This window comes from Mesorhizobium vachelliae (genome assembly GCF_033977325.1).
In the GTDB taxonomy this organism is placed as follows: Bacteria; Pseudomonadota; Alphaproteobacteria; order Rhizobiales; family Rhizobiaceae; genus Mesorhizobium; species Mesorhizobium vachelliae.
In genome coordinates this window covers 34,041-51,703 of the sequence record NZ_JAVIIR010000019.1, presented here as the reverse complement: position 1 = coordinate 51,703, position 17,663 = coordinate 34,041, and the positions used below count along the sequence as shown (strand labels likewise).

At 65.0% G+C, this 17,663-nt stretch carries 15 protein-coding genes; 7 read left to right on the top strand and 8 right to left on the bottom strand.

Features of this window, described 5'->3' with window-relative positions; genetic code table 11:
* On the bottom strand, positions 1 to 1,314 hold the full coding sequence (locus tag RFM41_RS29665) for an outer membrane protein (RefSeq protein ID WP_320252825.1): 1,314 nt from the start codon (positions 1,312 to 1,314) through the stop codon (positions 1 to 3).
* Between the two features lie 351 nt (positions 1,315 to 1,665).
* Between RFM41_RS29665 and RFM41_RS29660 the strand changes: the two genes are divergently transcribed.
* The 5 genes from RFM41_RS29660 (at position 1,666) to RFM41_RS29640 (ending at position 8,150) form a co-directional block, all read left to right on the top strand.
* Entirely contained in the window at positions 1,666 to 2,700 is a 1,035-nt protein-coding gene (locus RFM41_RS29660; RefSeq protein ID WP_320252824.1) for a LacI family DNA-binding transcriptional regulator, read from the top strand.
* A 77-nt stretch (positions 2,701 to 2,777) separates the two neighbouring features.
* On the top strand, positions 2,778 to 4,016 hold the full coding sequence (locus tag RFM41_RS29655; RefSeq protein WP_430708741.1) for an ABC transporter substrate-binding protein: 1,239 nt from the start codon (positions 2,778 to 2,780) through the stop codon (positions 4,014 to 4,016).
* 373 nt (positions 4,017 to 4,389) lie between these two features.
* Positions 4,390 to 5,310 (top strand): carbohydrate ABC transporter permease, encoded by a 921-nt coding sequence (locus RFM41_RS29650; RefSeq protein WP_320252823.1) that lies wholly within the window; start codon positions 4,390 to 4,392, stop codon positions 5,308 to 5,310.
* Entirely contained in the window at positions 5,310 to 6,167 is an 858-nt protein-coding gene (locus tag RFM41_RS29645; protein WP_320252822.1) for a carbohydrate ABC transporter permease, read from the top strand. The genes RFM41_RS29650 and RFM41_RS29645 overlap by 1 nt, the downstream gene beginning before the upstream one ends.
* An 18-nt stretch (positions 6,168 to 6,185) precedes the next feature.
* Complete coding sequence (locus tag RFM41_RS29640; protein ID WP_320252821.1) at positions 6,186 to 8,150, top strand: glycoside hydrolase family 127 protein; 1,965 nt, start codon at positions 6,186 to 6,188, stop codon at positions 8,148 to 8,150.
* 11 nt (positions 8,151 to 8,161) lie between these two features.
* On the opposite strand, the gene RFM41_RS29635 is transcribed toward RFM41_RS29640, so the two are convergent.
* The 7 genes from RFM41_RS29635 to RFM41_RS29605 all read right to left on the bottom strand — a co-directional run bounded on the left by RFM41_RS29635 (position 8,162) and on the right by RFM41_RS29605 (position 15,595).
* The gene (locus tag RFM41_RS29635; RefSeq protein ID WP_320252820.1) at positions 8,162 to 8,971 is read right to left on the bottom strand and encodes an endonuclease/exonuclease/phosphatase family protein; all 810 of its coding nucleotides are present in this window, start codon (positions 8,969 to 8,971) and stop codon (positions 8,162 to 8,164) included.
* Positions 8,972 to 8,995: 24 nt separating this feature from the next.
* Positions 8,996 to 10,456, bottom strand: a complete 1,461-nt coding sequence (locus tag RFM41_RS29630; protein ID WP_320252819.1) for a phospholipase D-like domain-containing protein — start codon at positions 10,454 to 10,456, stop codon at positions 8,996 to 8,998.
* Positions 10,457 to 10,596: 140 nt separating this feature from the next.
* Positions 10,597 to 11,757 carry an FMNH2-dependent alkanesulfonate monooxygenase gene (gene ssuD, locus RFM41_RS29625; protein WP_320252818.1) on the bottom strand — a complete coding sequence of 387 codons (1,161 nt, stop codon included), beginning with the start codon at positions 11,755 to 11,757 and terminating at the stop codon, positions 10,597 to 10,599.
* A gap of 44 nt (positions 11,758 to 11,801) precedes the next feature.
* On the bottom strand, positions 11,802 to 12,650 hold the full coding sequence (locus RFM41_RS29620) for an ABC transporter permease subunit (protein WP_320252817.1): 849 nt from the start codon (positions 12,648 to 12,650) through the stop codon (positions 11,802 to 11,804).
* A complete protein-coding gene (locus RFM41_RS29615; RefSeq protein ID WP_320252816.1) occupies positions 12,647 to 13,441 on the bottom strand; it encodes a taurine ABC transporter ATP-binding protein in 795 nt (264 codons plus the stop codon). Before RFM41_RS29615 ends, RFM41_RS29620 begins: the two co-directional genes overlap by 4 nt.
* Before the next feature lie 59 nt (positions 13,442 to 13,500).
* Positions 13,501 to 14,511: a taurine ABC transporter substrate-binding protein gene (gene tauA, locus RFM41_RS29610; protein ID WP_320252815.1), complete on the bottom strand. Its 1,011-nt coding sequence runs from the start codon at positions 14,509 to 14,511 to the stop codon at positions 13,501 to 13,503.
* A gap of 226 nt (positions 14,512 to 14,737) precedes the next feature.
* Complete coding sequence (locus RFM41_RS29605) at positions 14,738 to 15,595, bottom strand: LysR family transcriptional regulator (RefSeq protein ID WP_320252814.1); 858 nt, start codon at positions 15,593 to 15,595, stop codon at positions 14,738 to 14,740.
* Positions 15,596 to 15,742: 147 nt separating this feature from the next.
* Between RFM41_RS29605 and RFM41_RS29600 the strand changes: the two genes are divergently transcribed.
* Positions 15,743 to 16,408: an ankyrin repeat domain-containing protein gene (locus RFM41_RS29600; protein ID WP_430691572.1), complete on the top strand. Its 666-nt coding sequence runs from the start codon at positions 15,743 to 15,745 to the stop codon at positions 16,406 to 16,408.
* 17 nt (positions 16,409 to 16,425) lie between these two features.
* Positions 16,426 to 17,643 (top strand): cyanate transporter, encoded by a 1,218-nt coding sequence (locus tag RFM41_RS29595; protein ID WP_320252813.1) that lies wholly within the window; start codon positions 16,426 to 16,428, stop codon positions 17,641 to 17,643.
* Positions 17,644 to 17,663: the final 20 nt, after the last annotated feature.

The following is a 17,663-nucleotide window of genomic DNA, read 5'->3' as shown; positions in this document are numbered from 1 at the left end:
TTAGTTGAACTTGTACTTGGCGTCGATCCGCACGGTGTGGAAGGACGGCGTCGTGTTCGCGATCCCGCTCGGGATAGGGAACACGTCCGAGAAGTCTTCCTTGGCGAACTGCGAGTAGCGATATTCGATACCCACAGTCGTCTTTTCCGACAGGGCCGTTTCCAGGCCCGCGCCGACCGAGAAGCCGCTGGAGCCCCAGTCGACATCGAGCGGTGCCGGTGCATCAAGCTTGAAGTGTTGCCAGCTATAGCCGGCGAGCGCATAGGCCAGCGTCGCTTCGTTGACCTTCATGCCGATACGGCCCAGCACGTCGAAGCCATAGTCGGCGTTGAGGCTGATCGAGTCGACGCCACCACCCAGGAGGCCGCCCAGCTCAAGCTTCGATTTGATGCCGGAGAGGCGCGCGTCCACGAGACCGCCGACCACCCAGCTGCCCATGTCCTGATCGTAGCCGATGCTGGCCTCGCCGAACACGCCTTCGCCGCCCAAGCCGTTGAACTTGACGTCAGCCGGCGGAATTTCAACCTGATGCACGACCGCGCCGGCACCAAGCCCGCCGCCGACATAGAAGCCAGTCCAGTTGTAGGAAGGCGTCTCGAAGCTCGCGGCGCCGCCATCATTGGCATTGAAGCGGTAGCTGGCAGCAACCTCGAAGGTATGACGCGAGGTGTCCAGATTGAGCGTACCATCCGGTGCCCCAAACTGGGAAAGCAGATCGTCCTTCGTGCTGAAGCGCGTGTAGCGGTACTCGCCCTTGAGCGTCCAGTTGTTGTTGATGGCGGTTTCGAGACCGGCGCCGACGAAGTAGCCGCCCTGATCCCAATCCATGCCGAAACCGGCATTGGTGTCGAGCTTGTACTTCTGCCAGGCATAGCCGCCCAGGACATAGCCCAGCGTGCTCGGCGTCAGCAGGTAGCCGGCGCGCACGCCAACGTCAAAACCGTAGGTTTCCTTGATGTCGGCGCTGAGACCCCCAAGGGCACCTACATCCAGCGAGGTCTTGATCGTGCCGACATGCGCGTCGATCAGGCCGCCGAGCAGGAAGCGCTGCGAAACCATGTAGTCGTAGCCGACGGTTGCCTGTCCGTAGATGCCTTCACCACCGATGCCGTTCAGCGAAAGACCCGGGATGAAGTCGCTGCTGAGCTTGTGCACATTGGCGCCGGCGCCGACGCCGAAGCCGACATAGACGCCGCTCCAGTTGAAGCCGGGAGCCGCCTGCTCCTGGACGTCGGCGGCATGCGCGGCCGACATCAAAGCGACGGCCGAAACAGCGCCCAGCAGAACGGATTTCGCGGAAAGACGAAGAAACATAGCCCATAACCCCAAGTTAAAACCCGGCGATCTTCTAGCAGGGGTTGTCGAAATTAGTGGTGGCAGAAATGCCACACCCATAGGCAAACTACCGCAACGGCAGGCGCAATTCCGGCGATGCTCCCAGAAAAGGTCGGTGAGCTGCGGAAGGGCGGCAGGGTCTGGTCCGACCACTTGTCCGACACTGGACCAGTCGCGGGAAATGACCCTTGCGCGACGTTGGGCTTCAGTCTAGTCTTCCCTTGAGAAAACCTTTTCCCAAACCACTATTTCGACGTCCGCCCCCGGGTCCGAATGGAGCAGGTTTCTGTGAGAAAAGGTTTTCTCAACTTGGGAGGTCCTGCGCCGAAAATGGTTTCAGACGCCGAATCAGCGCCTGTCTTTGCCAAGCCGCCCGTCACTCTGCGCGAGGTGGCGGCGGCCGCCGGCGTCAGCGTGGCGACGGCGTCCAAGGCGCTGAACGGGCAGGGGCGCATGACGGCGGAGACGCGCGAGCGCATCCGCGAGACGGCGCGGCTGCTTGGCTTCCGGCCGAACAGCCTGGCGCAGAGCCTGTTGCGCAAGCGCTCCTTCACCGTCGGCCTGCTCACCAACGATACATACGGCCGCTTCTCGCTGCCGCTGATGGCCGGCGTTTCGGATGCGCTGGTCGACAAGGGCGTCTCGGTGTTCCTGTGCAATGTCGAGGACGACCCAAGGCTCGGCCAGCTGCATGTCGAAGCCATGCTCGACAAGCGTGTCGACGGCATCGTCGCCACGGGAAAACGCATCGACCGCCATTTGCCGGTCGATCTCTCCAATCTGCGCATTCCAGTCGTCTACGCTTTCACCCAGCCGGATCCCGGCGCGGTCGGCCTGGTCTCCGACGACGCCGGTGGCGCACGGCTGGCGGTGGAACACTTTTTGCGGCTCGGGCGCCGGCGCGTCGCCCATGTCACCGGGCCGGCGAGTTTTGCTGTGGTGCACACGCGGGCCGAGGCCTACCGGGACGTCCTGAGGGAAAACGGCCTGGCCGTCGGCGAGCCGCTGCTGGGCGCCTGGTCGGAAGGCTGGGGGCATGAGGCCGTGGCGAAGCTGTTCGGCAGGGCGAACAGGGAAGGCTGGCCGAACGCTGTCTTTTGCGGCAACGACCAGATCGCGCGCGGCGTCATCGATGCGCTGCGCGAGCGCGGCATCCGCGTGCCCGACGATGTCGGCGTCATCGGCTTCGACAATTGGGAGATCGTGGCCGAGGCGACGCGCCCGCCGCTCACCTCCGTCGACATGAATTTGGCGAGCCTCGGCCGCGAGGCCGGGCTTGCCCTGCTTTCGCTCGTCGACGGCCAACCGGCCGCGCCGGGCATCAGGAAACTGCCGTGCCGGCTGGTGGTGCGTCAGTCAGGATGAGCAACAAGGCTACGCGTCCGCCGGGCGGCGTGGCCGAAACAGGGAGGAGAACCATGAGGAGGAGTAACGTGAAGACCATGCTTGCCAAGCTCGCGCTTGCCGCGGCCGTCATCGGCGGCGGCCTGCAGGCGGCGTCCGCCGAGACCGCCAACATCTGGGTGCGTGCCGACGGCTCGAACTTCATGCCGCGCATCGTTGACGCCTTCAACAAGGCGAACAAGGACCAGATCAAGCTCGACATCATTCCCAATGCCGAGATCATCCCGAAATATGGCGCCGCCGCCGCCGGCGGCACCGCGCCCGACGCGCTCTCGCTCGACCTGATCTACACGCCGTCCTTCGCCGCCGCCGGCCAGTTGGAGGACATCACCGACTGGGCGAAATCCTTGCCCTATTTTTCGAGCCTCTCGCCTGCGCATGTGAAGACCGGCACCTATAAGGACCGCATCTACGGCCTGCCGTTCTCGGCCGATGCCTCGGTCCTGATCTGGAACAAGAAGCTGTTCAAGCAGGCGGGGCTGGATCCCGAGAAGGGGCCGACCAACTGGGCCGAGATCGAGGCCGACGCCGAGAAGGTCAACGCGCTCGGGGGCGACATCAAGGGCTTCTACTTCTCCGGCAATTGCGGCGGCTGCAACATCTTCACCTTCACGCCGCTGATCTGGGCCTCGGGCGGCGACATCCTGTCCGAGGACGGCTCGAAGGCGACACTCGACAGCCCGCAGCTGCGCGGCGCGATCGACCTCTACCGCTCGATGGTCAAGAAGGGCCTGGTGCCCGAGGGCGCCCAGACCGACACCGGCGCCAATTTCTTCGCCGCCTTCGCCGGCGGCAAGATCGGCATCTCGCCATCCGGCGCCTTCGCCATCGGCGCGCTCAACACCCAATACCCCGACGTCGACTATGGCATCACCTTCCTGCCGGGCAAGGATGGCGGCTGGTCGTCCTTCGCCGGCGGCGACAATTTCGTCGTCACCAAGGGCACCAAGAAGATCGCCGTGGTGAAGGAGTTCCTGGACTTCGCCTATTCGCTGGAGGGCCAGACCATCCTCGCCAAATATGGCAGCCTGCCGGTGCGAAACGACATCGCCAAGGACGCGCTGAAGGACCTCGACCCGCGCTACCAGGTGGCCGCGGAGGCGATGGCCAAGGGCAAGACGCCCTATTCGGTGGTCTTCAACGACCTGATCAACTCCGCCAATGGTCCGTGGACGCAGATGATCAACGAGGTCTTCTTCGGCGACGACGTCGACGGCGCCATCAAGAATGCGCAGGATACGATGCAGTCGATCATCGACCAGGCGCCGAACAAGTAGGCGCCTGCCTTAACCTCCCCCTCGAGGGGAGGTCGGACCGCAGGTCCGGGTGGGGTCGCCCGCGAAGCGCTCAACGCTATCTCCCCGTTGGCGCGTCGCGGAGGACTTCACCCCCGGCCTGCGGCCGGACCCTCCCCGAGCGGGAGCGAGATATGGCGCATACCCGGAGACCAGGCATGAGTTCGATCGCAATAGCGCCGGCGCCTTACCTCCCCCTTGAGGGGAGGTCGGACCGCAGGTCCGGGTGGGGTCGCTGTGGCAGTGCTCGACGTTCATTGTCGTTGGCGCGCGTCGCGGAGGACCCCACCCCCGGCCTGCGGCCGGACCCTCCCCTCGAGGGGGAGGGGGACGCCGCGCCAACGGAAGAGCGGCCATGACCGCTATTGCAGCAACCTCGGTCCGCGCCAAACCCCGCGCCACCACCAGCCTGCGGCAGTGGGTGGGTCTCCTTTATGTCCTGCCGGCCGTCGCTTTCGTTGTCGTCTTCTTCGTCATCCCGCTCGGCATGACGGCGTGGATGTCGCTCCACAACTGGCCGCTGATGGGGGAGCATTCCTTCATCGGCCTCGACAATTACGCCGCTATCCTGCGCGACACGCGCTTCTGGAACGCGCTCAAATTCACCTTCTACTACACGGTGATCGTCACCATCGCGATCTTCGCCGTCGCCTTTCCGCTGGCGATCTTCATCGAGCGGCCGCGGCCGCTCACCAATCTCTACCGCACCGCTTTCTTCATGCCGGCGGTAGTCGGCTTCGCCTCGGCGAGCCTGCTCTGGTCGTGGCTGCTCAACGTCGATTCCGGCCTGTTCAGCCCCGCCGCTTACGGCCTCGGCCTGACCGCAAGGAAGGTCAATCTTCTCGCCACGTTCCAGCCGGCCTTCTGGTCGATCATCGCCATGGTGGTCTGGAAGGTCGCCGGCTTCACCATGATCATCCTGATGACCGGGCTGCAGTCGATCCCGCAGGACCTGCAGGAGGCGGCGGTCATCGACGGGGCAGGGCCGGTCGCAAGGTTCCGGGCGATCACCTTGCCCTTGATGCGCCGCACGCTGGCGCTGGCGCTGATCCTGTCGGTCGCCGGATCGATCCTTGCCTTCGACCAGTTCTACATCATCCTGCGCGGCGGCCCGCGCAACCAGACGCTGACGGCGGTCTACTGGATCTTCAACCAGTCCTTCGTCTCGTTCAAGCTCGGCTACGGCGCGGCGCTCTCGATGGTGCTGCTGGTCATCCTGGTGGCGCTGAGCCTCATCCAGCTCTGGCTGCTGCGCAAGCCCGAGGGGCTCGACTGATGGCCGAGGCGATGTCGCGCAACCGCAAAGTCGGTTTCAGCCTCGCCAGGCATTCTACCGGCATGATCGCGTCGGTGCTGTTCCTGGCGCCGATCGTGTGGACGGTATTGTCGACCTTCAAGCCGGCTCAGGAGGCGCGTCAGCCGCCGCTGCCGCCATGGCCGACCACCGGCTTCTCGATCGAGAACTACGAGACGCTGAACAGCTTCGGCGACGGGCTCTGGGTCTCGGCGCAGAACAGCATCTACGTCTCGGTGATGACGGTCCTGCTCTCGGTGCTGGTCAGCGTGCTCGCCGGCTATGGCTTCTCGCGCTTCCGCTTCCCGTTCCGGGATTTCTTCTTCGTCCTCATCCTGTCGACGATCATGATCCCGTTCCAGTCGATCCTGACGCCGATCTTCCTGGTGCTGACTAGGCTCGGCCTGCACAACACACTGACCGGGCTGGTCTGCGTCTATGTCACGCTGCAGCTTCCCTTCTCGATCTTCATGATGCGCAACGCTTTCGACGCCGTGCCGCGCGAGATCGAGGAGGCGGCGCGCATGGACGGCGCCAACAACGTCACCATGCTGATCAAGGTGATGCTGCCGCTGGTCTGGCCGGGCGTCGTCACCATCGCGCTCTTCGCCTTCCTCGGCGCCTGGAACGAGTTCCTGGCGGCGCTCGTGCTGATGACCGACCAGTCCAAATTCACCTTGCCGGTGATGATGACCGCGCTTCAGTCCGGCCGCTTCGGCGCCATCGACTGGGGCGCGGTGCAGGCCGGAGTCACGGTGATGATGGTGCCTTGCCTGATCCTGTTCCTGGCGCTGCAGCGCTTCTACATCCGCGGCCTCATGGCCGGGGCCGTCAAGTAATTCGAATGGAGTGAAATCATGACCGCATCGCAGCCCGCCGCGCAGACCGGCACCTCCGCCAGGCCGAAGCTCGCTTTCCGGCCGTTGCCAGTGCCACAGGTCGATGTCCGCGGTTTCTGGGGCGACCGGGTCGACGCGGTCGCCGCCAAGACCGCCGGCATCCTCTATGACCGCTGCGTCGAGGCGCGCATGCTGGAGCAGATCGACCCGGACCGGCCGTCGCCGGGTGTCGTCATCCCGTTCCATGTCAGCGACGGTTTCACCTCGCGCACCGTGACGACGCAGATGTTCTGGGATTCCGATTGGGGCAAGACGATCGAGACCGCCGCCTATTCGCTCTACCGGCGCCGCAATCCCGATCTCGAGAAGAAGATCGACGCCGTCATCGACATGTACGGCAAGCTGCAGCAGGAGGACGGCTATCTCTCCAGCTGGTACCAGCGCATCCAGCCCGGCCTGCGCTGGACCAACCTGCGCGACTGCCACGAGCTCTATTGCGCCGGCCATCTGATCGAGGGCGCGGTCGCTTACTTTCAGGCGACGGGAAAACGCAAGCTGCTCGACGTCATGAGCCGCTACGCCGACCACATCGCCGACACCTTTGGTCCCGAGCCCGGCAAGCGGAAGGGCTATTGCGGCCATGAGGAGATCGAGCTGGCGCTGGTCAGGCTCGCCCGCGCCACCGGCAAAGACAGATATATGAAGCTGGCTAAGTATTTCATCGACCAGCGTGGCCAGCAGCCGCATTACTTCGACGAGGAGGCGATGGCGCGCGGCGCCGACCCCAAGGATTTCCACTTCAAGACCTATGAATACAACCAGTCGCACAGACCGGTGCGCGAGCAGGACAAGGTCGTCGGCCACGCGGTCAGGGCCATGTATCTCTATTCAGGCATGGCCGACATCGCGACCGAATATGGCGACGATACGCTGAAGGTCGCGCTCGAGCGGCTCTGGGACGATCTGACGACGAAGAGCCTCTACGTCACCGGCGGCCTCGGTCCCTCGAAAGACAATGAGGGTTTCACCAATGACTACGACCTGCCCAACGAGACCGCCTATGCCGAGACCTGCGCCTCGGTCGGCCTGGTGTTCTGGGCGAGCCGCATGCTCGGCATGGGCCCGAACGCGCGTTACGCCGACATGATGGAGCGGGCGCTTTACAACGGCTCGATCTCGGGCCTGTCGCTCGACGGCTCGCTATTCTTCTACGAGAACCCGCTGGAGAGCCGGGGCGGCCATCATCGCTGGAAATGGCACCGCTGCCCGTGCTGTCCGCCCAATATCGGCCGCATGGTGGCCTCCATCGGCAGCTACTTCTACGGTCTCGCCGACGATGCGCTTGCCGTGCACCTCTATGGCGACTCGACCGCGCGCTTCGAGATCGCCGGCCGGCAGGTGAGCCTTGTCCAGACCAGCAACTATCCATGGGACGGCGCGGTCGCGATCGAGGTCGGGCCGGAGGCGCCGGTTACGTTCACGCTTCACCTGCGCGTGCCCGCCTGGTGCCGCAAGGCGGCACTTCGGGTCAACGGCAAGCTCGTCGATCTCGAAGCGGCGACGGTCGACGGCTATGCCGCGATCCGCCGCGAATGGCGTCAGGGCGACAAGGTCGAGCTCGACCTCGAAATGTCGATGGCCCGCCTTTTCGCCAACCCCAATGTGCGCCAGGACATCGGCCGCGTCGCGCTGGCGCGCGGTCCGCTCATCTACTGCGTCGAGGAGACCGACAATGGCGGCGGGCTGCACCGGATCGCCTTGCCGCGCGAGGCCAGGCTCGAGGCCCGCAAGGAGCCGAACCTGCTCGGCGGCATCGTCACCCTCTCAGCCATCGGCAGCAGGGCCGAGACGGAAAACTGGGGCCACAATCTCTATCGACCAGAGCCGCCGGCGGCAGAGGAGACGACAGTCAGGGCAATTCCGTACTTTGCCTGGGACAATCGCGATCCCGGCGAGATGCTGGTCTGGCTGAGGGAAGGGTAGGCGCGCCGCCGCTACAAATGCACAAAGGCCGTCAGCGGCAGGTGGTCGGAGGCAACGCGCGACAGCGGCGTGTCATGCGCCTCGACCGCTGAAACAAGGTCGTGCCGGTTGCCCAGGATGCGGTCGAGCGCCAGCACGGGCAGGCCCGACGGGAAGGTGGGCACCGCCGGCGGCGTCGGCCCGAAGGTCGTGTGCAGCGTGTTCAGCGCCGAGCGGTTGCCGAGCCGCCATTCGTTGAGGTCGCCCAGCAGCAGCGTCGGCCTTTCGTCGGCGCTGCTCATGATGTCGAGCACGACGCGGGCCTGCTCGGACCGCGAGCGGCGCAACAGGCCGAGATGGGCGGCGATGACGCGCAGGCTGCGTTTCTCGTCGAGATCGATCTCGGCCACCAGCGCGCCCCGCGGCTCCAGTCCCGGCAGCTTGATCTGGTGGACGTCGCGCACGCTGCCGCGCTTGAACAGAAGCACGTTGCCGCGCCAGCCATGGCCCTTGCCGTTGCCGATGACCGGCACCGGAACCAGCCCGGTATCGTGTTCCAGGCGGGCAAGGTCGAGCAGCCCGGCCCTGTCGCCGAAGCGGTTATCGGCCTCCTGCAGGGCGATCACGTCGGGGCTGATCTCTCGGATGACGCGCGCCGTCCTTTCGGGGTCGAACCTGCGGTCCGTGCCGATGCATTTGTGGACATTGTAGGAGGCAACGACGATCTCGGCGCCATTGACACGCTTGCGCGGCGTCGCCTTCGCCTTACGCGCATTTCTGGCGCGGATCGACAGGAGCACGGTCTCCGGTAGGCTGCGTCCTTTGATGTCGTCTATCTCCATGATCCTGCTGCTCGATTTCCTGCGCTAAAGATAGGGCGATCCCAGCCACAGCAAACGGTCGAAGACTCGGATTGCGAATGGTCTTGCCTTCAGCGTCTGCAGCGTCACCGGCTGTGCCGTGGAGATGGCCGCGCCGATGCGGGCGTCGATCTCGGCGGCGAAGTTTTCATCCAGGACTTCCATGTCGATCTCGAAATTCAGCCTCAGCGAGCGCGCGTCCAGATTGGAGGAGCCGACATAGGCCCACACCCCGTCGATCGCCATCAGCTTCGAATGGTCGAACGAGCCTTCATGGCGCCAGACGCGGCAATAATGCTTCAAAACCTGGTCGAACTGCGCCGTCATCGCATGGTCGACGAGGAAAAGGTTGTTCACCGCCGGCACCACGATGTCGATTTCGACACCGCGCCGGCCGGCCGTGGTCAGTGCGCTGATGAACTCGCGGTCCGGCAGGAAATAGGGGGACATGATGCGGATCGACTTGCGGGCGACCGAAAACGCGCCCATCAGCAGCTTGAGATTGGTTTCGTTGGAGGCATCCGGCCCGGTCGCCACCGCGCGCACCAGCATCGGCTGCCCCGGCGGCGGCACGGCGCGCTCGACCTGCCACGGTCCGTCCTTCAAGGTCTCGTTGCCGGCGAAGCGCCAGTCCTCGGCGGCAACCGAGAACAGGTCGGCCACCACCGGTCCGGTGACCACGAAATGCGTGTCGCGCGAACTGTCTGAACCGGCGAATTCCGCCGAGAATCCCTTGCGGATGTTCATGCCTCCCGTGAACGCCACCGTGCCGTCGACGACCAGGATCTTCCTGTGGGTCCGGAGATTGGCATAGGGAAGTCTCAGGCCCATGACGATGTTGCCGTTGAAGAGATCGACGGTGACGTCGGCCTCCCTGAGCTGCTTCAGGATGCTGGGCACCGAGTAGCGCACGCCGACGGCGTCGATCAGCACGCGTACGGTGACGCCGCGCTTGACGGCGTTGCCGAGCGACTGGACGAAAAGCGCGCCCACCGCGTCATTGTCGAAGATGTAGGTTTCCAGAAGCACGCTTTTCTGCGCGGCGTCGATCGCCCGGCACATTGCCGTATAGGCTTCGTCGCCGGTCTTGAGCACGGCGATGGTGTTTCCCGAGGTGAGGAGGCGCCGCGCCACCCTGTCGCCAAGCGTCTTCAGCCCGGTGAAACGCTGGCCGTATTCGGCGTTGATCAAAGCTTCGAGCGCGACGTCGCGGTCATGCCTTGCGGCGGCGGCCTCCGGCGAGACCGGCCGCATGGCGCTGATCGTCGCGCGGCGGATGCGGTTGATCCCGGCGATGGCGTAGATAATTGCGCCGAGGAAAGGCGACAACAGCATCACGCCCACCCAGCCGGTAGCCGCGCGCACGTCTTCCTTCGTCATGATGGCGTGGACGATGCCCACCGCCGCCATCGCCAGCGAAAGGACCAGGATAAGCGTCGACCAGTGACTCGCAATCGCCTCGAACATCGGCCCGACTATTGTGCGAGCCGGTGCGGAAGGCAATGCGCGCGGTCAAGGCTATTTCGGCTAATGCGCGCCAGCGCGGTGATGGACCGCTGCAATGTCCACGGCGCACGCCATTTTCCTGGTTTGCCGCATGAAGAATGTCACGAGGCGGACGCGGCGACTTTGGGGCGTGTTCCGCGTCCGAACTCGACGTCCCAACTGCGTTCCGCCGGCGCGGCTTCGCCGCTCAGCCCGAGTTTCGGGAAAAGCAGCTCCGCGACGTTGAAAGCCTCTTCGAGATGCGGGTAGGCGGACGCGATGATCGTTTCGATGCCGATCTCCTGATACTCGCGGATTCGCGCCGCGACATTGTCGGGATTGCCGACGAGCGCGGTTCCGGCGCCGCCGCGCACCAGCCCGGGACCGGCCCACAGATTCGGACCGATGACCAGTCTGTCCCGCCGGCCCTGATGCAGCGCCGACATGCGCTTTTGCCCTACCGATTCCGAGATGTTGACGAAGCCGTTCTGGGCCTCGGCGATCAGCTCGTCGGTCACGTGGCTGATCAGCCGGTCGGCGGCGGCCCAGGCCTCGTCCTCGGTTTCGCGCACGATCAGATGAATGCGCAGGCCGAAGCGGATCGTGCGGCCTTGCGCCGCCGCCGCTTTTTTCACGCGTCCGATCTTTTCGGCAAGCTGGTCCACCGGTTCGCCCCAGCTCAGATAGGCGTCCACATGCTTGGCGGCGATCGCGATGCCGGCATCGGAAGAACCTCCGAACCAGAGCGGGGGATGCGGTTGCTGGATGGGCGGGAAGGAGATGTCGGTGCCATGCGCCGAAAGGTACTTGCCCTCGAAATCCGCCGGCTCGCCTGACAGGATGCGCCGCCAGATGGTCAGGAACTCGTCCGTCTGCGCATAGCGCTCGTCGTGAGCGAGCTTGTTGCCGTCGCCGGCGAGGTCGGCTGGATCGGCGCCGGTGACGACGTTGAGCAGCACCCGGCCGCCGGAGATGCGGTCCAGCGTGGCGGCATGGCGCGCGAATAGCGCCGGCGTCCCGCTGCCCGGCCGCAGCGCCACGAGGAACTTCAGCCGTTCGGTAAGCGGGATCAGCCCGGCGGCCACGATCCAGGCGTCCTCGCACCGTGTTCCGGTGGGCAAGAGCACGCCCTTGAAGCCAAGCCGGTCGGCGGCTTGCGCGATCTCCTTGAGATAGCCGAAGGTTGCCGGCCGGTGACGCTCGTCTGTGCCGAGATAGGGGCCGTCGCCATGGGTCGGAAGATACCAGTAGAGATCGAGTGGACGTGCGTTGTTGCCGGACATCGGATTGTCTCCTTCAGCGATTGCGGAATCCGTGGGAGCAGGCCTCAGAGCTTGCCTTTCCAGGGGATGAGGCGGTGTTCCAGCCAGCGCATGCCGCTGGTGAAGGCGAAGGCGAGGATGGCGATGACGATGAGGCCGACGAACACGACGTCGGTCGCGAGGAAGTTGGCCGCGGACATGATCATGTAGCCGAGCCCGGATTGGGCTGCGATCAGCTCGGCCGCGACCAGCGTCGACAATCCGGCGCCGATGGCGATCTTCAGGCCAGTCAGGATTTCCGGCAAGGCGGATGGCAGGATGATGCTGGTGAACAGTTGCAACCGGCTCGCCCCGAGGGACAGGGCGGCATTGATGCGCTCCACGGGCACCGATCGGACACCCGCCTGAGCGGCGAAGCAGATCGGGGCAAAGGTCGATAGCGACAGGAGGACGATCTTGGAGGTCTCGCCGATGCCGAGCCATATGATGAGCAGGGGGAGATAGGCCAGCGGTGGCAAACCCCAGTAGAGATCGATCGGCACGCTGAAGATGCCTCTGACCCAGCGATTGAGCCCCATCAGCAGGCCAAGCGGAATGCCCACGAAGATGCCCACGCCGAGTGCCGCGGCAATGCGGCCGAGGCTTGCCAGCGTGTGGTCGAGCAGCGTGCCGTTGGCATAGCCGTCGGCCGCGACGACGCTGAACTGGGTCAGCACATCGGCCGGCGACGGCAGGAACAGCGGCGACGCCCAGCCGAATTGCGCAGCCAGGAACCACAAGGCAACCAGCGCGGCCAGCGTGACCAGGCTGATGCCGAGCGTCTTTGTCGATGCGGGCCGGCGCGACCGGAACGACGGCTTTCGTTCAGTTGTCGCGGGCGGGAACGAGGTTCCGGAATTGGCGGCAAGCGTCATTGCAAGGTTCCTGTATGGGCGGCTTCCGGCTGATGGATGAGCGAGCGGATTTCCTGTCGCAGTTCGATGAAACGCGGGTCGGACTGGATCGGTCCGATGTCGCCGTTTTCCGCGAAATCGCGAACGAAGTCGGCGTCGAACCGCGCAACGATGCGGCCCGGTCGGGGTGACATCACAACGATGGTCGTGCCGAGCGTGAGGGCTTCCTCGATCGAATGGGTGATGAACAGGATCTGCTTGCCGGTCTTGGCCCAGACCGAGGCCAGAAGCTGCTGCATGGTCTCGCGCGTCAGGCTGTCGAGGGCGCCGAACGGCTCGTCCATCAAAAGGATCTTTGGGTCGGTGGCCAGCGCCCGGGCGATGCCGACGCGCTGGCGCATGCCGCCCGACAATTCATAGGGTGGCTTTTCCGCGAAATCGGCGAGCCCGACCAGTTCCAACAGGTGCCTCGACCGCTCGCGACGTTCGGTGCGCGACACGCCTCGGTATTTCAGGCCGAGCGCAACGTTGTCCAGCACGCTGGCCCATGGCAGCAGGGTATCTTTCTGGAACACGACGCCACGATCGCCGCCGGGCGCCACGATTTCCCGTCCGTCCAGCGTGATCGTGCCTTCGGAGAGCGGCAGGAAGCCGGCGATCGCGTTCAGCAATGTCGACTTGCCGCACCCGGAAGCACCGACCGCGACAACGATCGAAGCGGGAGCGATATCGAGCGTGACGTGATCGAGCGCATGCACGTCCTGGCCATCGGAAGCCGGAAAGGTGACGCTGGCATCGCGGATTCGAAGCATGGTGACCTCCAGGCGGTCCGGCTGGCGCGCCAGCCGGACCGCGCTTTCTTCAAGGGTTGCTAGTTCGAGGCCTTGGCCACTTCCGCATATTGCGGATCGGCGAAAGCCGCGTAGCTGTCCTTGACCGAGGTGATCTTGTGCTGATCCTTCAGGAAGCCGGCGGTGTCCTTGAGGATTTTCGCGACTGCGCTCTTCTCTCCGCCGCCCAGCCATTTGCTGGAGACCTGTTCGTCGAGCGGCGGAACGACCGTCGTCTTCAACTGCTCCGAATTCTCGGCGGGCGTGCCGCCTTGCAATTTTGCAATCAGCTTGGCGTTCTCTGACTCCGGGCCCCAGGCGGCCGGGTTGCTCAGATAAGCCTGGTTATAGCCGTCGATCAGCCGCGTATACTGGCCGAGGAACTCCGGATTGGCCTTGGCGAACGCGCCCGTGACGACCAGCGCGCTGAAGGTCGGCGCGCCGCGATCGGCGACCTGGCCTGCCGTGAGCAGAACCTTGCCGTTCTTCTTGAGCTCCGAAAGAGCCGGATCCCAGACGAAGCCGCCGTCAATGTCGCCGCGCTTCCAGGCCGCGACGATCTCGGGCTGTGGAATGGCTATGACCTGGGTTTCCTTTTCGGAAATGCCTTCCTGCTTGAGCACGGCCAGAAGCTGGTAGTGGTCGGTCGAGACCGGGGCAGCGGCGAGCTTCTTGCCGCGCAAATCCGCCGGCGACTTGATTTCGGGCCGCACCACCAGGGCCTCGCCGTCACGAGAGACCGACGAGACGTAGAACGCCTTCACGTCGATGCCCTTGCTGACCGCCGCCGAGAACGGGCTTGATCCGACATCGCCGATCTGGACGTCGCCGGATGCGATGGCTGCGAAAATGTCGGCGCCGGAATTGAAGCGGCGGAATTCGATGTTCCAGCCGGTCTTCTTGGCAAGGTCGCCATTGGCGATGCCGAGATTATAGGGGTTGGCGCCGGTCTGGTACGCTATGACGACCTTCTTGCCGTCGGCCGCGTCCGCCGCGGTGTGGACGGAGGCCAGGGCAAGCCCGAAAAGGGCGGCGGAAATCAATTTTCGCATGGGCTTTAATCCTTTGAACAGGGGGCGGAGCCTCGATTGCAGCCAACCAGAGGGCCGTGAATTAAAGTCCACTAAGATTATAGAATTAGACAGGAACGGTATTTCGAAAGCGCGGTCCCCGACGAAAAAGAATTGAGCTGAAATGCGGGGTGACACCAAAGCGGCATTCTATGCGGGCGAGGTCTGTGCGTTGCGCATGCCAGCCAGAGCGAGGCCAGGGCGGGGCCTATGATCGGCCGGCGGCTTGCTGCCTGGCGGCGAGAACCGCGGTCATCCGTTCAGCCAGCTCCGCGACCGGCCCGGTCTTTTCCCAGGCATAGAGCGAGACCGCCATCGAGGGCTCGGCGCCGAACGCCGCATAAGGCTGGACATGCCGCCCGGCCACCGTGCTTTTGGGCAGCAACGACAGGCCGAGCCCAGCCTCCACGCCGACCAGCACGTTGCGCAGGCTGCTGCCGGAGAAGGCGATGTACCAGCGGCGTTGTTCGCGTTCGATCCGCTCGAACATGGCCTCGCGATAGAGCCCGCCGGGCGGAAAGGCGACCAGCGGGATGGGGTCGGGCCAATCGGATTGCCGGTTCGCGCTTTCGAACCACGCCATGGGTTCGGGAAAGCTCGCCCGGCAGTCGGGCTCGGCTGCGGCTTCCTTGACCACCACGATGTCGAACTCGCCGGCGCGGTAGCGCCGCGTCAGGTCGCGGCTCAAGCCGGCGGTGACATCCAACCGCGCCGCGCGGTTGTCCCTGGCGAAACCGCCGAACACGTCCGCCATCTGCGAATTGACGATATCCTCGGGCACGCCGATCCGCACGGGCGAGGTGCCGGCCGGATCGCCAAGCGCCGTTTCCGCTTCGTGCTGCAGGGCAAGGATGCGCCGCGCGTAGCCGAGCAGGCGCTCGCCCGCGGCCGTCGGCCGGATCGGCCTTGTGTCACGGTCGACAAGGCCCTGGCCGACCGCGTCCTCGAGCCGGGCAAGCTGCTGGCTGATCGTCGACTGCGTCATGTTGAGCCGCTCCGCCGCCTGCGTGAAGCTGCCGGCGTCGGCAATCGCGATGAAGGCACGCAGAAGGCGCGGATCGAGCATCTTTCCCATTTCCTCGGTGCATCGGTGCGCAATCATTTAAAACCATAATGCAATGAATGCATATATTTAATTTCTAAATGCCGTTGCGCGGACCTATCTGGAAGTGCGGACAAGGCCATGCGTTGGCCGCTGCCGCAGGAGCCAGGAATGCCTCGTCTCTTTTTTGCCTTTGCCTTGCTGGTGCTCGCGTCCGTTGCGGCGGTCGCGTCAGGAGAAACCATGCGCACGACCCCTTTGCACGCCGCGGCCGCCGCCGATGACGTGGACGCCATCGGCAGGCTTTTGTCGCAAGGCGCCGCGATCGACGCGCGCGACGGCACCGGCGCCACGCCGCTGCTCGTTGCCACGCACGACAACAGAATTGCCGCAGCCGGGGCGCTGATCGCGGCCGGAGCGGACGTCAACGCCAAGGACAATATCGAGGACAGCCCTTACCTCTACGCCGGCGCGCGCGGGCATCTGGAAATCCTGAAGCTGGCTCTCGCGCATGGCGCCGACCTGAAGAGCATCAACCGCTATGGCGGCACCGCGCTCATCCCGGCGTCCGAGCGCGGCCATGTAGAGACCGTGCGCACGCTGATCGAAGCCGGTGTCGACGTCGACCATGTCAACAAGCTCGGTTGGACCGCGCTGCTCGAGGCGATCATCCTCGGCGACGGCGGCGAGCGCCATCAGCAGATCGTTTCGCTGCTCATCAAGGCCGGGGCCAACGTCGATCTCGCCGACGGCGATGGCGTGACGCCGCTGCGGCATGCGCGTGACCGAGGCTTCAAGGAGATCGAGAAGCTCCTCCTGGCCGCTGGCGCGAGGTGAGAAAAATGGACGGCGCCATGAGCGGACAGAAAGGTATCGAGGCCGCTTCCAGCCGTTTCCTCATGCTTGCCGTTGTGGCCCTGGTCGGGCTCAACCTCAGGCCGTTCATCACCGGCATCGGCCCGCTGGCGGCGGGCGTGCGGGCCGAGACGGGTCTCGGCACCCAGGGCATCGCGCTGCTGACGCTGGTGCCGATGCTGCTGATGGGGATTTTCGCCTTTGCCGGGCCGTTCGTGCAGGCGCGTATCGGCGCCAGCCGGGCGGTCATCGCGGCGCTCGCCATTCTCGCCGTCGCATCGTTCCTGCGCCTCTTCGTATCGACGGGCCTCGATATGGTGGGCACAGCCGCCTTGCTCGGCCTTGGGGCAGCTGTTGTCCAGGCCGTGTTTCCAGGCATCATCAAGCGGCAGTTCCCTCGCAGTGTCAGCCTCGTCATGGGGCTTTATTCCTCGATGCTGATGGGCGGCGGCGCGCTTGGCGCGCAACTCGCGCCGCTGATCGCCACGGCCTCGGGCGACTGGCATTTCGGGCTCGCCTGGATGGCGTTGCCGGCTTTGGTCGCGGTGGCGCTCGCCTTGGCCTGCTTGCCGCGAGACGCCGCCCGCCCGCAAGGCAGGAACGCGACGGCGAATTTCCTCAGGCGGCCGCGCACCTGGCTGCTGATGGCCTGTTTCGGCCTCGTCAATGGCGGCTACTCGACCTCGGTGGCATGGCTTGCGCCTTATTATCAGGAGCAAGGCTGGACGGCCGCTTCCAGCGGCGGCCTGCTGGCGGTCATGGCCGTCGGACAGGCGTTTTCGGCCCTGCTGCTGCCAGCCCTTGCCGGCAAAAGCGTGGATCGCCGGCCATGGCTCTGGCTGACCTTGGCCATGCAGGCGGTTGGTTTTGCAGGGTTGATCCTGCAGCCCGGGACCGCGCCCTTCGTCCTCGCGCTGTTGCTGGGAGCGGGGCTCGGCGGTTCCTTCTCGCTCACCATGATCGTCGCGCTCGAACATCTGCCGGATCCGGCGGAGGCCGGCGCGCTCTCGGCCATGATGCAAGGCGGCGGCTTTCTCGTCGCCGCGATACCGCCCTGGATCGTCGCGGTGCTGCACGACATGACCGGCGGTTTTCGCGCCGGCTGGCTGCTGCATCTGGCCTGTATCGCCATCGTGACGGTGCTGACCTTCCGCCTTGCGCCTGACAGCTACGGACGGTCCATGAGGCTCTCAGCGCTTGGCGCGTCAGCGCCCTAGGTTCGGCTGCACAGGGCCGG

Bases quoted from the DNA above. Each gene is read 5' to 3' on its own strand.
- RFM41_RS29665 (WP_320252825.1), bottom strand. From the start codon at position 1,314: ATGTTTCTTCGTCTTTCCGCGAAATCCGTTCTGCTGGGCGCTGTTTCG.
- RFM41_RS29660 (WP_320252824.1), top strand. From the start codon at position 1,666: ATGGTTTCAGACGCCGAATCAGCGCCTGTCTTTGCCAAGCCGCCCGTC.
- RFM41_RS29655 (WP_430708741.1), top strand. From the start codon at position 2,778: ATGCTTGCCAAGCTCGCGCTTGCCGCGGCCGTCATCGGCGGCGGCCTG.
- RFM41_RS29650 (WP_320252823.1), top strand. From the start codon at position 4,390: ATGACCGCTATTGCAGCAACCTCGGTCCGCGCCAAACCCCGCGCCACC.
- RFM41_RS29645 (WP_320252822.1), top strand. From the start codon at position 5,310: ATGGCCGAGGCGATGTCGCGCAACCGCAAAGTCGGTTTCAGCCTCGCC.
- RFM41_RS29640 (WP_320252821.1), top strand. From the start codon at position 6,186: ATGACCGCATCGCAGCCCGCCGCGCAGACCGGCACCTCCGCCAGGCCG.
- RFM41_RS29635 (WP_320252820.1), bottom strand. From the start codon at position 8,971: ATGGAGATAGACGACATCAAAGGACGCAGCCTACCGGAGACCGTGCTC.
- RFM41_RS29630 (WP_320252819.1), bottom strand. From the start codon at position 10,456: ATGTTCGAGGCGATTGCGAGTCACTGGTCGACGCTTATCCTGGTCCTT.
- ssuD (WP_320252818.1), bottom strand. From the start codon at position 11,757: ATGTCCGGCAACAACGCACGTCCACTCGATCTCTACTGGTATCTTCCG.
- RFM41_RS29620 (WP_320252817.1), bottom strand. From the start codon at position 12,650: ATGACGCTTGCCGCCAATTCCGGAACCTCGTTCCCGCCCGCGACAACT.
- RFM41_RS29615 (WP_320252816.1), bottom strand. From the start codon at position 13,441: ATGCTTCGAATCCGCGATGCCAGCGTCACCTTTCCGGCTTCCGATGGC.
- tauA (WP_320252815.1), bottom strand. From the start codon at position 14,511: ATGCGAAAATTGATTTCCGCCGCCCTTTTCGGGCTTGCCCTGGCCTCC.
- RFM41_RS29605 (WP_320252814.1), bottom strand. From the start codon at position 15,595: ATGCTCGATCCGCGCCTTCTGCGTGCCTTCATCGCGATTGCCGACGCC.
- RFM41_RS29600 (WP_430691572.1), top strand. From the start codon at position 15,743: ATGCCTCGTCTCTTTTTTGCCTTTGCCTTGCTGGTGCTCGCGTCCGTT.
- RFM41_RS29595 (WP_320252813.1), top strand. From the start codon at position 16,426: ATGAGCGGACAGAAAGGTATCGAGGCCGCTTCCAGCCGTTTCCTCATG.